Raw genomic sequence first — 14,672 nt, forward strand, 5'->3', positions numbered from 1 at the left:
TTAATAATTTCGATAGATGTGTAGATTTTATGACGTTGTGATGATGTAAATAAGGGTATTATCACCTTTCGGTAGTGAATTTGACTGCACTCACCGGCAGAAGTTGTTAATTTTTTATTTTCTTTGACGAACTTTACAGAGAGAGTCGTTCTATTCTCAGATATGTCCGGCTAACTTGTACCCGTTGATCTCAGTAAACTGCTTGATCCTACTTACTTTTAACAATTTATGGACCGCGCGCATGAAGATAATGACACCTCGCATTTCCTGGCGGCACGCAGTCGTAGCGGCGACTGGGGTACTGATGGTGGTTTCGTTGGGGCTTCGCGCCGAACAGACGCCGCCTCCGCCACAAATTGACGCCAAGGCTTTTATTCTGATCGATTCCGCCAGCGGTCGGGTGCTGGCGGAGTCAAACGCCGATACCCGGTTGGACCCTGCCAGCCTGACGAAGATCATGTCGAGTTATGTGATTGGGCAAGCCATAAAAGTAGGAAAGATTAAGCCCGAAGATAAGGTGACCGTTGGAAAAGACGCCTGGGCGACCGGTAATCCATCACTCCGTGGCTCTTCACTGATGTTTCTCAAGCCGGGTGACCAGATTCCGGTGTCCGATCTTAATAAAGGGATGGTGATTCAGTCCGGCAATGATGCCAGTATCGCTCTGGCGGATTATGTGGCGGGCAGCCAGGATGCGTTCGTCAGCCTGATGAATCAGTATGCGCTTAATCTCGGTTTGACGAATACCCATTTTCTCACGGTTCACGGTTTGGATACGCCCGGGCAATACAGCACCGCCCGCGATATGGCGCGCCTGACGCAGGCATTAGTCCGCGATGTTCCGGGCGAGTATGCGTTACACAGCGAAAAAGAATTTACGTTTAATAATATTCGTCAGCCAAACCGTAATCGCCTGCTGTGGAGCGGCAATCTGCGGGTCGATGGCGTGAAAACCGGCTATACCGATGGGGCTGGCCATAGCCTGGTGGCTTCGGCGGTTGATGGGGATATGCGGTTGATTTCCGTGGTGCTGGGCGCGCCGTCTGATGCCGTGCGCTTTCGGGAAAGCGAAAAATTGCTGACCTGGGGGTTCCGTTTCTTTGAAACAGCGACGCGGGTACGCAGCGATACGCCGTTTACTACCCATCGGGTGTGGTTCGGCAGCGAAAAGCAGGCCCGATTAGGCGTCGCACAGGATGCGGCGCTGACTGTGCCAAAAGGGCAGACGAAAAACCTGAAAGCCAGTTTTACATTAGCCCAGCCGCAACTGAAAGCGCCGCTGAAGAAAGGGCAGGTCGTCGGGACGATAGATTTCCAGTTGGATGGCGCCAGTATCGGCCAGCGCCCGCTGGTGGTCATGGACGACATACCGGAAGCCGGCTTTTTCAGTCGCCTGTGGGATACGGTGCTGATGACATTATCCGGATGGTTCGGCGGATTATGGGGTTAACCCGTCAGGGGAGTACGCGGCAGTGGGTTCATCAGAGCCTACTGCGGCGATGGCTTACGGCGTCAGTAACTGAATATTGTTGGCTTTGAGGTAGTTCACGCAATCCGTGTCCGGCGTACGGTTAGTGATCAGCGAATCAAACAAGGTTAACGCACCGATGCGAGCAGGTTTGCGCTTGCCGAATTTACTGGCATCTGCGGTTAAAATTACCCGCTGGGACAACGTCATGGCTCGGTGTTTCATTGCCAGTTCGGCGAAATTAAAACAGGTCGCGCCAGCCTCCGGGTCGATGCCTCCTGCTGAAATGAAGGCTTTGGTCGGGCAGATTTGGTCAAGCTCATGTTGATGCCCCAGCGGGGTGAAGATCGCGTTGTCAGGGTGAAATTCCCCACCACACAGGATTACCCGGCCATTCGGTTTGTCTTGCAACGCCAGAAAGGTATTGAGCGAATAACAGATACCGGTAAACGGCAGGTCATCCGGAATAGCGGCGATGATAAAAGGTATGGTGGTCCCGCAGTCGAAGAACAGGGTGTCGTTGGGCTCAATGCCGGCGGCGGCTAATTCTCCCACGATATTTTTTTCTACCACATGCTTTGTCTGCTGATCGGAGACAAAATAATTGGTGGCGCCGTTGGTTTTCGGGTCACAAACCACGTAGCCACCCAACAACACCACCGATGCATCTGGGTTAGCGCTCAGATCACGCCGAACCGTCATTTCAGAGACGCCAAGCAGTTGTGCTGCATCCTTGAGGTGCAGTTTGTCGGCTTTTTTTAAAGCCTGAGCCAGTTTGTTGAGCCTTGCTGCGCGACGCGTTTCCATGTTTTCCTCGATAATGCCGGTCAGACGTGTTCCGATGCGCTATCACCACCACGCATTACGCTATCCTTCATGGCTACGCCTGAATCGGGATAGAAATGGGGTGAAAGGAAATGCACCGGGGATGGTTAACCGCAGGCAATGTGCGCTGATTGCTCAGCAGATGGGGCATTAATATAACCTTCATGAAATGTAGGGCGCAAATCCATCGTGCAAATGTTATAACGCCCCGAATCTTATTAGATGGGCTAATTAACGCAAAGAAACCAACAGTTAAGCGGTATGCCGATCAAAAACAGGCAACGCGGTGAATGCAAAACAGGGAAGGGGAAAAGAAAAGGCCCATCGTTCTTGAACCTAACCGGCGTGAACGACGGGCTCCTCAATTCAGGGATATCAAAGAAAAGCAGTGGCACTTATTCAGACTTTACTGCTGGAAAAAAGTTCTGCGTTTTCTGAAAAAAAATTGACGCTGATTTACAAAATGGTTTTAGCCGGGCAGTTGCGGCCAGATAATCACAATCAACGAGCCTGCCAGCGTCAGTAGCACGTTGGCGATAGCATAGGTGCCGGCGTAGCCCAATGCCGGGATGTTGCTGCGGGCGGCGTCGCTGATGATTTCCATGGCCGGCGCACAGGTACGCGCCCCCATGATAGCGCCGAACAGCAGCGCCCGATTCATACGCAACACATAAGCGCCAAACAGGAAGCACACTATCACCGGCAGCAGGCTGACGATAAGCCCGGACAGCACCATCTGGATGCCGATATCACCAAAGCTATGGTTGATGGTACTGCCTGCGCTGAGTCCGACGCCGGCCATAAATACCATCAATCCGAACTCTTTCACCATATTTAACGCCCCTTGCGGGATGTATCCGAACGTCGGGTGGTTGGCGCGCAGAAAACCGAGCATGATGCCGGAAAACAATAGGCCGGCCGCGTTACCGATGCCGAAAGAAAAATTACGGAACTGGAAGGTGATAAGCCCCACCATAATGCCGATGATGAAAAAGGCGCAGAAGGCCAGCAGGTCGGTAACCTGACTGTGGATGGAAATAAAACCGATGCGATCCGCGATACTTTTTACACGACGTGCGTCGCCACTCACCTGCAACACGTCGCCTTTGTTTAACACCACGCCGTCATCGATCGGCATCTCGATCTGACTACGGACGATACGGTTGAGGAAACAGCCGTGGTCGGTCAGTTTTAATTGGCTCAGGCGTTTACCCACGGCGTTGTGGTTTTTCACCACAATTTCTTCCGTCACGATCCGCATATCCAGCAGGTCGCGCTCAAACACTTCCTTACCGTCGCGAAAATTGGGGTTAAGGCGAGCGTGGGCGTCCGGGTATCCCACCAGCGCGATTTCATCGCCTAATTGCAGCACCGCATCGCCATCCGGCGTGGCCAGAATGCCATTACGACGAATACGTTCAATATAACAACCGGTCTGACGGTAAATGCCGAGTTCACGCAGGTTTTTGCCGTCGGCCCAGGCGACCAGCTCCGGGCCGACCCGATAAGCCCGAATGATCGGCAGATAAATCTTGCGCTGACTGTCGGCGTCCAGACCGCGCTCACGTGCGATTTGTTGTGCACTGGTCGGCAGATCCTGATGTTGCAGTTTCGGCAGATAGCGGGCGCCGAAAATCAGGCTGACTAAACCGACCAGGTAAGTCAGTGCGTAGCCAAGGCTTAGTTGTTCCTGCGTCATCGACAACTGCGGTCCGAGACTAATGGTATTGCGCAGCGTATCGCCGGCGCCGACCAACACCGGTGTCGAGGTCATGGCGCCAGCCAGCATACCGGCGGTCAGGCCGATGCCCCAGCCGAATACTTTACCCAGCACCAGGGCTATCAGTAACGCGCTACTGACCATAACCAGCGCCAGCATCAGGTAATTTTTACCGTCACGGAAAAAAATCGAGAAAAAGTTGGGACCGGCTTCCACACCGACGCAGAAGATAAACAACATAAAACCGAGATTAAGCGCCTCGGTGTTGATAGCGAAGTGTTGTTGCCCCAATAACAGCGACACCACCAGAACGCCAATAGAATTGCCGAGTTGAACTGAACCAAGCCGCAATTTTCCCAGGCAAAGACCTAAACAGAGAACGACGAACAGCAGCAGAATGTAATTCCCGTTTAACAAATCAGCGACGTTTATATTCATGGAATGTAACTTGTTGTTTACTGGTAAATTATTGATATAAAAATAATTTAGACTAAATTTACCCTATAAAAGAGGGCCTGACCATGTTTGGACGACAACATGATGATAAGAAAGGTTTGGGTCCCGTTATTCATTATCTGGCAAGGTCGCCAGGGACGGGGAACACCGTCTGATATGGCCGTGCCATTTTAGTGATTTCTCCGGCGGACAACCAGCCGAGGGTGCTGATAAATCACCTCATTGCTGGCTTTTCGTCCTATCAGGGATATCTGACGCAGCATGAGTTGAGCGTTTGCTTGTCATGCGCGGCTTTGGTCTATTGCGGAGAGGCTCACATGACAGGCAACAGAGGTTGGTTGGGCGTAGTCAGCTGTTTTGTGTTGTTTACGCTGGTGTTCTTAAGTCAAAAAATGCGTATTGTCGGAACCTCGCTGGAAGACGGCTTTCATGGGGACCCGGGTATGCTGTTGTTTTTATTGCCAGGCATGGTGTCGAGTTACCTGTCGCGTAATCGGCGATTACGTTACCCGCTGCTGGGTGCGGCAGCGGCGATGCCGCTTTGCCTGCTGGTATTACAGATATGGCAGTTTTCCAGCTTGTCGTTCTGGCAAGAACTGGCGTATGTCAGCAGTGCGGTGTTCTGGTGTTTGATGGGCGCCTTGGCTTTTCTGTTCTTACGTGCGGTCAGTCTGCATTTGCGTTAGGTCTCTGCTGATGCCGGCAACTGATTGCATGGCGATAGGTGTCTTTAGGGAATGATACGACCGGCAGGAAAACAACAAAGGCGCTTATCGCGCCTTTGTTGTCATCACATCAACACATCAACGTTGTCATCACATCAACGATACGTGATTACTGAAACAGATTTTCTCTGGCGTAAGCTTCGAAATCGGTGCAGCCGCCAATGTGTTTTTCATCCAGGAAAATCTGAGGTACGGTTTCTACCGGTTTTCCTACCGTTTTAGACAAGTCGGCCTTGGTGATGCCTTCTGCGTGTATGTCGACGTAACGGTAATTGAAATCGTCGCGCTCTTCGGTCAACTTTTCAGCCAATTCTTTGGCTCGGACACAATAAGGACAGCCGGGACGACCAAAAATAACTGCGTACATGTGAACTCCTTAACATCTCATTTTGTCTGGGCATCGCTGTAATCAGGATATACCCATATTGTAAACGGTTTTAGCCAACCGCGTTACTATGCCTGCAATCAGAGGAGACCTAAAGCAGTCATTACCTGTCATAACGATTAGCGCCGTCTATGATTTTATGCCACCTTTTCGGTTGTGACTTATTGCTTAAAATGGCTGGCGACATTGGTCTGCCTGCCGGTCTGACATATACTAGATGGACGTTTTTTATGGCGCGAAGCTGCGGCGGCAGGATGCGAAAACCGCAAAGGACGCAGTAGCCCGGCCAGACAAGAGACAGCTCGGCATTATGCTCGTTTATCAATAGAGCGACGGCATGCTCTATAGTGCGGTTGCCGGCCCGCATAGGCGGCGGACATCGTCGCCGGAAGCTTATCATCTCAACATTGTGTTTCAGGGATATTCAACGTGACGCCAACCATCTCGCTACTACGCCAGCATCGTTCCATCCGATCGTTTACCGACCAGGCGCTCAGCGATGAGCAACGCCATGCCATTATTGCGGCGGCTCAGAGTGCATCCACCTCCAGTTTCTTGCAATGCAGCTCGATCATCCGTATTACCGATCGCGCTTTGCGTTCGCAATTAGTACACCTGACCGGCGAGCAACCTTGGGTTGGAAAGGCGGCGGAATTTTGGGTATTTTGCGCCGATTTTCATCGTCATCAACAAATCTACCCGCAGGCTGAACTGGGGCTGGCCGAGCAATTGCTGCTGGGGTGTGTCGACACCGCGCTGATGGGGCAGAATGCGCTGGTAGCGGCGGAGTCGTTGGGGTTGGGCGGCGTTTTCATCGGTGGGATCCGCAATAGTATTGCCGAAGTCACGCGTTTGCTGGCATTGCCGCAACAGGTGTTGCCGTTGTTTGGTTTGTGTCTTGGGTATCCGGCCGCGCAGCCGGACCTGAAACCGCGCCTGCCCGCAGAACTGGTGGTGCATGAGAACGGCTATCAACTGCTGGATCGTGCTTTGTTGGCGGAATATGACCAACATATCGTCGAGTATTATCGTCATCGCGACAGCCATCAGCGTATGGACAACTGGAGCGAACAAATCCGGCGGACTCTGAGTAAAGAGAGCCGGCCATTCATGTTGGACTACCTGCGGCGGCAGGGCTGGGCCACCCGATAGCACCGGAGCGCTATGAAAATCGCCATTCTGTCGCAGGACGGTTCTCTCTATTCTTGCAAGCGATTGTGTGAAGCAGCGGAAGAACGGCAACACAGCATTGAGGTCATCAATCCGCTGTCGTGCTATATGAATATTAATTCGGCGGCACCCTCGGTGCATTATCGTGGGCGTCATCTGGACCCGTATGACGCGGTTATTCCACGCATCGGCGCGGCGATTACCTTCTATGGCACGGCGGTGTTGCGCCAGTTTGAAATGCTGGGCAGCATGGTGCTGAATAACGCGATGTCGGTCATCCGTGCCCGCGACAAACTGCACTCGCTGCAATTGCTCGCTCGGCAGGGTATCGATCTGCCGATTACCGGTTTTGCGCATTCTCCCGATGATACGGCTGATTTGATCAAAATGGTCGGCGGAGCGCCGCTGGTAGTGAAACTGGTGGAAGGCACGACAGGGGATAGGCGTTGTGCTGGCGGAAACCCAGCAGGCGGCGGAAAGCGTGATTGATGCGTTTCGTGGTCTTAATGCCCACATCCTGGTGCAGGAGTATGTCCGCGAAGCGCAGGGGAAAGATATTCGGTGCCTGGTGATTGGCGATAAGGTCGTGGCGGCGATTGAACGGCAGGCCAAACCTGGGGATTTTCGTTCCAATCTGCACCGAAGCGGCAAGGCCAGCCAGGTGCGAATTACGCCGCAGGAGCGTGCAATTGCGGTCAAAGCCGCAAAAACATTGGGACTGAATGTGGCGGGTGTTGATATACTGCGCTCGGCGCGTGGGCCTCTGGTTATGGAGGTCAACGCCTCACCCGGGCTGGAGGGTATCGAAACCGTTACCGGGTTGGATATCGCAGGGATGATGGTCGAATACATTGAGCAACATCATCGCACCGTATCCCGTTCAGCCAAAGTCGGGTGAATACGCCGCGTGAACGTCGCTTTTGACGGCGTAGGCGTGTCTTGGTGGTCAGTCAATAATGATGATTGACCTGTCATCCCTGAGTTAGGCGTTGGCGTAGGTCAGGTTTTTTATCTCCATGAATATGAGGCGGTCAAGATGGATTCAATCATCGTCCCTGATTTGAATTTGCTTCGGCGGTGGCTGGATCAACTGGGCATCATTTATTTCGAATGTGATTCCTGTCAGGCGTTACATCTGCCGCATATGCAGAATTTTGACGGCGTGTTTGACGCGAAAGTCGACATGGCTGACAACGTTATCCTGTTTTCCGCATTGGCGGAAGTTAAGCCGACGGCGTTGATTCCGCTGGCGAGCAACCTAAGCCAGATTAACGCCAGCTCGCTAACGGCTAAGGCATTTCTTGATATTCAGGACGATAACCTGCCCAAGTTGATCGTGTGCCAGACATTCAGTGCCGGCGCCGGTATCACGCTCGAACAGTTCCGCCATTTCATGCAGCAAGCCGAGCAGCAGGTCTCCATGGTGATTATGGAGGCCAGCGCCAATAATCTGCTGTTTTTAGGTGATGAGGAAGAGAGCCCTGCTGAGCGCTTCAACACCTCCAGCCTGCACTGATTGCTTTACGGATCAATCACCGGTCATTAGCTTTTCTTATTTTCAAAAACCGCATTTAGTGCGGTTTTTTGCTTTCTAATCCATATTTTTTTCTGCGTTTGTCGCTTCGGGACGCAGCACATAGATAAATAGTGAATAAATAATCGATAAAACCCGTTTTTTGCCTTCCGGTATGGTACGGGCGTAACAGTGCGGTTATGCTTTATTTCTGTATGGTTCAGATAATAACGTCGTGACGGTTTGTGTTTTAACGATGAAAAACGCGGGTGCATAGCCATTCATCGCGTCGTTATTCTGAGGCCTGATAAACAACGAACGGTGTTGCTGCCGGGCACCGTGCAATCACCCCCTATGTTTATCCCTGGTATGGAGGAAGGAACGGATGTTCACCCAACGTAAAAAATGGCTTTCGGGTGTTTTAACCGGCTTGATGATGGCCGCGTCCGTCACCGCATCTGCGGAAGAGAAAACGCTGCACGTCTATAACTGGTCTGATTATATCGCGCCGGACACACTGGAAAATTTCCAGAAAGAGAGCGGTATTAAAGTCGTGTACGACGTGTTTGACTCCAACGAGGTGCTGGAAGGCAAACTGATGGCCGGCAGCACGGGGTTTGACCTGGTGGTGCCTTCCGCCAGCTTCCTCGGCCGCCAGATCAGCGCCGGTGTCTTTCAACCGCTGGATAAGAGCAAACTGCCGAACTACAAGAACCTCGATCCTGAGCTGATGAAGCTGATCGAGGAACACGATCCGGGCCATAAATACGCGGTGCCTTATCTGTGGGCCACCACCGGTATCGGTTACAACGTGGATAAGGTGAAAGCCGTATTGGGCAAAGACGCGCCGGTCAATAGCTGGGATCTGGTGCTGAAGCCGGAGAACTTGGAAAAGCTGAAGAGCTGCGGCGTTTCCTTCCTCGACGCGCCGGCTGAAATTTATGCCACGGTGTTGAACTATCAGGGCAAAAACCCGAACAGCGCCACCGAAGCGGATTACACCAAAGACGCCACGGATCTGCTGCTGAAACTGCGCCCGAACATTCGCTATTTCCACTCGTCTCAGTACATTAACGACCTGGCCAACGGCGATATCTGCGTGGCTATCGGCTGGGCCGGCGACGTGATGCAGGCGGCTAATCGGGCGAAAGAGGCGAAAAACGGCGTGAACATCAGCTACAGCATTCCGAAGGAAGGTGCGCTGGCGTTCTTTGACGTATTCGCTATCCCGAAAGATGCCAAAAATCTGGATTCAGCCTATCAGTTCCTTAACTATCTGCTGAAACCGGAGGTGATTGCCAACGTCAGTAACCATGTGTATTACGCCAACCCGAATAAAGAGGCTACGGCACTGGTGAAAGATGAAGTGCGTAATAACCCGAATATTTATCCGCCAGCGGATATTCGCGCCAAGTTGTTTACGCTCAAGGTACAATCACCCAAAATCGACCGCGTGATTACACGCTCGTGGACCAAGGTAAAAAGCGGGAAATAACCGCCGTCTTTGATGCCACTTTCATGCAACAGGCGGCTTACCCCGCCTGTTTGTGCTATTTGTGTCGCAGTCATGTGGCTGCGATTTTGTTCTGCTTTTGCCGGAGAGCAATATTAAGTGAACGAAGCGATTCCCCGCCCCAAGCCCCAGAAAGCGGCCACACCGCTGCTGGAAGTGCGCAACCTGACCAAATCCTATGATGGTCAATTTGCGGTTGATGACGTCAGCCTGACCATCTACAAAGGTGAAATTTTCGCCCTGTTGGGGGCATCCGGATGTGGTAAATCCACATTGTTGCGTATGCTGGCGGGCTTTGAGCAGCCTACTCAGGGGCAAATTGTGCTGGACGGACAGGACCTGTCTCTGGTGCCGCCTTATCAACGCCCGATCAACATGATGTTTCAGTCTTACGCGTTGTTCCCGCACATGACGGTGGAGAAGAATATCGCTTTTGGCCTGAAACAGGACAAGCTGTCGCGTGGTGAAATCAAAGACCGCGTAGAGGAAATGCTGACGCTGGTACATATGCAGGAATTCGCCGGGCGTAAACCGCATCAGCTTTCCGGCGGTCAGCGTCAGCGCGTGGCGCTGGCGCGCAGTCTGGCCAAGCGTCCCAAATTGTTGTTGCTGGATGAACCGATGGGCGCGCTGGATAAGAAACTGCGCGACCGTATGCAACTGGAAGTGGTCGACATTCTGGAGCGGGTGGGGGTGACCTGCGTGATGGTTACGCACGATCAGGAAGAGGCCATGACCATGGCCGGCCGTATCGCCATTATGAATCGCGGTAAATTCGTGCAGATTGGCGAGCCGGAAGAGATATACGAAAACCCGAATAGCCGCTTTAGCGCTGAGTTCATTGGTTCGGTCAACATGTTCGAAGGGCTGTTGAAAGAGCGCCAGGATGATGCGCTCATCGTACAGAGCCCAGGGCTGGTGCATCCGCTGAAGGTCAATTCGGATGTGTCGGTGGTGGATGGCGTGCCGGTGTACATCGCACTGCGTCCGGAAAAAATCATGCTGTGTGAAGATGTGCCGGCGGATGGCTGTAACTTTGCCGTGGGCGAAGTGGTGCATATCGCTTATCTGGGCGATCTCTCTATTTATCACGTTCGGCTGAACAGCGGCCAGACCATCAGCGCCCAATTACAAAACGCCGACCGGTTCCGTAAAGGTTCGCCCACCTGGGGGGATGAAGTCCGCCTGTGTTGGGATGCGGACAGCTGTGTGGTGTTGACGGTGTAACGGGGGAAGACGCAATGGCGATGTTATCTGAACAACATGAACCGCCGGGTCAGTCGATGAGCCCATTGCGCGCTACGCTGGCGCGGCTGCGTCTGGCGCATGGCCGCAAACTGGTGATCGCGCTGCCTTATCTGTGGTTGTTGTGCCTGTTTATGCTGCCGTTTCTGATCGTATTCAAGATAAGCTTTGCGGAAATGGCGCGCACCGTGCCGCCTTATACTGATTTGCTTGAATGGGCGGAGAATCGGCTGCAAATCAGCCTGAATATCGGCAATTATCTGCAACTGTTGTCCGACCCGCTGTACATCGACGCTTACCTGCAGTCACTGAAAGTGGCGGCGATTTCCACCCTGTGCTGTCTGGTGGTCGGGTATCCGATGGCCTGGGCGGTAGCGCATAGCAAGCCGTCTACCCGCAATATTCTGTTGCTGCTGGTGATCCTGCCGTCATGGACCTCGTTCCTGATCCGCGTGTATGCCTGGATGGGTATCCTGAAAGACAACGGTATCCTGAATAATTTCCTGATTTGGCTGGGGGTTATCGATCAGCCGTTGGTGATTTTGCACACCAATCTGGCGGTGTATATCGGCGTGGTCTACTCCTACCTGCCGTTTATGGTGTTGCCGATTTATACCGCGCTGACCCGCCTTGATTATTCGCTGGTTGAAGCCTCGTTGGATTTGGGCGCCCGTCCGGTGAGAACCTTCTTCAGCGTGATTGTGCCGCTGACCAAAGGCGGCATTATCGCCGGGTCGATGCTGGTGTTTATTCCTACCGTGGGTGAATACGTGATTCCTGAACTGTTGGGTGGGCCGGACAGCATCATGATCGGTCGTATTCTGTGGCAGGAATTCTTCAATAACCGTGACTGGCCGGTAGCGTCGGCGGTGGCGATGGTGATGCTGTTCCTGCTGATAGTGCCGATCATCTGGTTCCATAAACATCAGAATAAAGCTGCGGAGGATCAGGCATGAACAATTTACCGGTCGTGCGTTCGCCGTGGCGGACGCTGATTCTGGTGCTGGGATACGGTTTTCTGTATGCACCGATGCTGATGCTGGTGATTTACTCCTTCAACAGTTCTCGGTTGGTGACGGTGTGGGCCGGCTGGTCTACTCAGTGGTACCGTGCGCTATTCGAGGATTCGGCGATGATCAGTGCGGTATTGCTCAGCCTGACCATCGCGGCGGCCTCAGCCACTATGGCGGTGGTGCTGGGAACGCTGGCGGCGGTGGTGATGGTGCGCTTCGGCAATTTCCGCGGTTCCAATGGTTTTGCTTTTATGCTGACCGCGCCGCTGGTCATGCCGGATGTGATTACCGGGTTGTCGCTGCTGCTGCTGTTTGTGTCGCTGGCGCAGGCTATTGGCTGGCCGGCGGAACGCGGCATGCTGACCATCTGGCTGGCGCACGTCACCTTCTGTTCGGCGTATGTCACCGTGGTCATCAGCGCTCGCCTGCGTGAGCTGGATCATTCGATTGAAGAGGCGGCGATGGATCTGGGGGCGACGCCGCTGAAGGTGTTCTTCATTATCACCGTGCCGATGATAGCACCGGCGCTGGTTTCCGGTTGGCTGCTGGCTTTTACCCTGTCGCTGGATGATCTGGTGATTGCCAGCTTCGTCTCTGGTCCCGGTGCGACCACCTTGCCGATGCTGGTTTTTTCCAGCGTAAGAATGGGCGTTAACCCGCAGATTAACGCGCTGGCCTCTTTGATATTGTTGGTGGTAGGCATTATCGGTTTGATTGCCTGGTGGTTTATGGCCAGGGCGGAAAAGCAGCGTCAACGCGATTTGCAAAAAGCAAGGCGTGGCTGACGATAGCCGCGTTTTCGCCCTGAACTTGCCAATTCCCACCGCGCCGCCATACTTTCTGGTGGCGCGGTAATTTCAGGGGGAACGCAATCATACTGTACAGTAAACGGGAACCTCTGCGGCGTGGCATGTTCGCCCCTGTCTCCATCATGGTGGCGGGTTCAGCAATTATCGCTACCCGGTGTCTGGGGATCGTCCTGACTATCAGTGAACTGGGGCTGAGTGGTTTTGGCGGCTGGCTCAGTAGTAGCGCCAAGCAGTGGGACAGCACGCTGGTGTTGCTGGCGGCGTTGCTGGTGGTTTGCCTCGAAATCCGCTGTGGATTCGCGGTGCTCAGCGGGCTGAACTGGGGGCGCTGGTGTTTCCTGCTGATCCAGTGTCTGGTGACGATGTATATGCTGACGGCGTCGCTGGTGGAGTTTTTGCCGCCGATCTTTCATGTCAGCGGCGACGGCATGAGTGAGATTTTGCATCATTTGCTGATGCAGCGGCTGCCGGATTTTTTGCTGATTTTGCTGTTGTTTTTTCCCCGGCGCAGCCAGCGTTTTTTTACGCGCCATCCCTAACTTTCTCGCACGGGGGTGATACAATCAGCCCCCCTTGATGTTAACGACAGATTTCAGATTTTCCATGCAATGTGCCCGCTATAACGACGGTTCGTGTCGTTCCTGTCAATGGCTGGAAACCGCCTACCCGCAGCAGATAACCCATAAGCAGCAACATCTGCTCGGGTTGCTGGCCGCTCATCCGGTTCAACGCTGGCTGACGCCGGTAACCTCGGTGGAAATCGCTTTTCGCAATAAAGCCAAGATGGTCGTCAGCGGCAGCGTCGAACGCCCGCTGCTGGGAATGTTGCATCGTGACGGTTCGCCGGTTGATCTTTGCGATTGCCCGCTGTATCCCGACAGTTTTTCGCCGGTGTTTCGTGTATTGAAAACGTTTATCGCCCGCGCCGGACTGACGCCCTATAACGTCGCCCGACGCCGGGGCGAACTGAAATACCTGTTGTTAACGCAAAGCACCCTGAACGGCCACTTCATGCTGCGTTTTGTGCTGCGTTCCGACGCCAGGCTGGCGCAATTGCGTGCCGCGCTGCCGTGGCTACAACAGCAATTGCCGCAGTTGGCGGTGATATCGGCCAATATTCAACCTGTTCATCAGGCGATACTGGAAGGGGAGTTGGAGATTCCGCTGACGGAAGCGCAAGCGTTGGAAGAGCGCTTTAATCAGGTGCCGCTGTATATTCGGCCGCAAAGCTTCTTCCAGACCAACCCGCAGGTGGCGGCAGCCTTGTATGATACCGCTCGGCAGTGGGTGTCGGCGTTGCCGGTGCGCAGTTTATGGGATCTGTTCTGTGGCGTGGGTGGATTCGGCCTGCATTGTGCCGGAGCCGATACACCGCTCACCGGCATTGAGATTAGCCCTGAAGCCATTGCCTGTGCCCGGCGTTCGGCGGCACAACTGGGGCTGACTAACGTCAGTTTTGCCGCGCTTGATTCCACCCGCTTTGCCGTCGGCGAAGCACAGACGCCGGATCTGGTGATCGTCAATCCGCCCCGGCGCGGTATCGGCTCTGAATTGTGCGATTACCTGAGCCATATGGCGCCGCCGTATCTTCTTTACTCCAGCTGCAACGCCGAAAGTATGGCGAAAGACATCACACGGCTACCGGCGTATCAGATACGGCAGGTACAGTTATTCGATATGTTCCCGCATACCGCGCATTACGAGGTGCTAACGCTACTGCAACGGCGTGTTTAACGAACGTGGCTTCCTGCAGCGGCGTTGGTAAGTACAAAATGCAGGACAGGCCAAAATGATTGGCGAGCGTGGTACGCTGCCGGCGGCAACCGGCAG

13 protein-coding genes and 1 pseudogene are annotated in these 14,672 nt (G+C 53.6%); 11 read left to right on the forward strand and 3 right to left on the reverse strand.

Annotated features, from left to right (window positions below; genetic code table 11):
- The first annotated feature begins 241 nt into the window (after positions 1 to 241).
- Positions 242 to 1,450: a serine hydrolase gene (locus DCH402_RS08880; RefSeq protein WP_040000765.1), complete on the forward strand. Its 1,209-nt coding sequence runs from the start codon at positions 242 to 244 to the stop codon at positions 1,448 to 1,450.
- A 54-nt stretch (positions 1,451 to 1,504) separates the two neighbouring features.
- On the opposite strand, the gene deoR is transcribed toward DCH402_RS08880, so the two are convergent.
- Positions 1,505 to 2,275, reverse strand: a complete 771-nt coding sequence (gene deoR, locus DCH402_RS08885; RefSeq protein ID WP_040000766.1) for a DNA-binding transcriptional repressor DeoR — start codon at positions 2,273 to 2,275, stop codon at positions 1,505 to 1,507.
- 487 nt (positions 2,276 to 2,762) lie between these two features.
- The gene (locus DCH402_RS08890; RefSeq protein WP_012770096.1) at positions 2,763 to 4,451 is read right to left on the reverse strand and encodes an aspartate:alanine antiporter; all 1,689 of its coding nucleotides are present in this window, start codon (positions 4,449 to 4,451) and stop codon (positions 2,763 to 2,765) included.
- A gap of 335 nt (positions 4,452 to 4,786) precedes the next feature.
- Between DCH402_RS08890 and DCH402_RS08895 the strand changes: the two genes are divergently transcribed.
- Positions 4,787 to 5,155 carry an inner membrane protein YbjM gene (locus DCH402_RS08895; protein ID WP_040000767.1) on the forward strand — a complete coding sequence of 123 codons (369 nt, stop codon included), beginning with the start codon at positions 4,787 to 4,789 and terminating at the stop codon, positions 5,153 to 5,155.
- A 148-nt stretch (positions 5,156 to 5,303) separates the two neighbouring features.
- Here DCH402_RS08895 and DCH402_RS08900 read toward each other — a convergent pair whose 3' ends face one another.
- Positions 5,304 to 5,561 carry a GrxA family glutaredoxin gene (locus DCH402_RS08900; RefSeq protein ID WP_012770093.1) on the reverse strand — a complete coding sequence of 86 codons (258 nt, stop codon included), beginning with the start codon at positions 5,559 to 5,561 and terminating at the stop codon, positions 5,304 to 5,306.
- Between the two features lie 447 nt (positions 5,562 to 6,008).
- Here DCH402_RS08900 and nfsA point away from each other — a divergent pair, with 447 nt between their 5' ends.
- The 9 genes and pseudogenes from nfsA to rlmC all read left to right on the forward strand — a co-directional run bounded on the left by nfsA (position 6,009) and on the right by rlmC (position 14,576).
- A complete protein-coding gene (nfsA, locus tag DCH402_RS08905) occupies positions 6,009 to 6,731 on the forward strand; it encodes an oxygen-insensitive NADPH nitroreductase (protein ID WP_040000768.1) in 723 nt (240 codons plus the stop codon).
- A gap of 12 nt (positions 6,732 to 6,743) precedes the next feature.
- Positions 6,744 to 7,647, forward strand: a pseudogene (gene rimK, locus DCH402_RS08910) (30S ribosomal protein S6--L-glutamate ligase).
- 138 nt (positions 7,648 to 7,785) lie between these two features.
- Positions 7,786 to 8,265 (forward strand): YbjN domain-containing protein, encoded by a 480-nt coding sequence (locus tag DCH402_RS08915; protein ID WP_027712266.1) that lies wholly within the window; start codon positions 7,786 to 7,788, stop codon positions 8,263 to 8,265.
- A 382-nt stretch (positions 8,266 to 8,647) separates the two neighbouring features.
- Positions 8,648 to 9,757 (forward strand): spermidine/putrescine ABC transporter substrate-binding protein PotF, encoded by a 1,110-nt coding sequence (gene potF / locus DCH402_RS08920; RefSeq protein ID WP_012770089.1) that lies wholly within the window; start codon positions 8,648 to 8,650, stop codon positions 9,755 to 9,757.
- A 117-nt stretch (positions 9,758 to 9,874) separates the two neighbouring features.
- Positions 9,875 to 11,002, forward strand: coding sequence for a putrescine ABC transporter ATP-binding subunit PotG (gene potG, locus DCH402_RS08925; protein WP_040000769.1), 1,128 nt, complete (start codon positions 9,875 to 9,877; stop codon positions 11,000 to 11,002).
- Positions 11,003 to 11,016: 14 nt separating this feature from the next.
- Complete coding sequence (gene potH / locus DCH402_RS08930; RefSeq protein WP_033575611.1) at positions 11,017 to 11,976, forward strand: putrescine ABC transporter permease PotH; 960 nt, start codon at positions 11,017 to 11,019, stop codon at positions 11,974 to 11,976.
- Positions 11,973 to 12,818, forward strand: coding sequence for a putrescine ABC transporter permease PotI (potI, locus tag DCH402_RS08935; RefSeq protein WP_040000770.1), 846 nt, complete (start codon positions 11,973 to 11,975; stop codon positions 12,816 to 12,818). Before potH ends, potI begins: the two co-directional genes overlap by 4 nt.
- Positions 12,819 to 12,943: 125 nt before the next feature.
- Positions 12,944 to 13,381 (forward strand): YbjO family protein, encoded by a 438-nt coding sequence (locus tag DCH402_RS08940; RefSeq protein ID WP_027712261.1) that lies wholly within the window; start codon positions 12,944 to 12,946, stop codon positions 13,379 to 13,381.
- 64 nt (positions 13,382 to 13,445) lie between these two features.
- Positions 13,446 to 14,576 (forward strand): 23S rRNA (uracil(747)-C(5))-methyltransferase RlmC, encoded by a 1,131-nt coding sequence (rlmC, locus tag DCH402_RS08945; RefSeq protein ID WP_040000771.1) that lies wholly within the window; start codon positions 13,446 to 13,448, stop codon positions 14,574 to 14,576.
- Positions 14,577 to 14,672 lie beyond the last annotated feature (96 nt).

It is taken from the genome of Dickeya chrysanthemi NCPPB 402, from assembly GCF_000406105.1.
Taxonomy (GTDB): Bacteria; Pseudomonadota; Gammaproteobacteria; order Enterobacterales; family Enterobacteriaceae; genus Dickeya; species Dickeya chrysanthemi.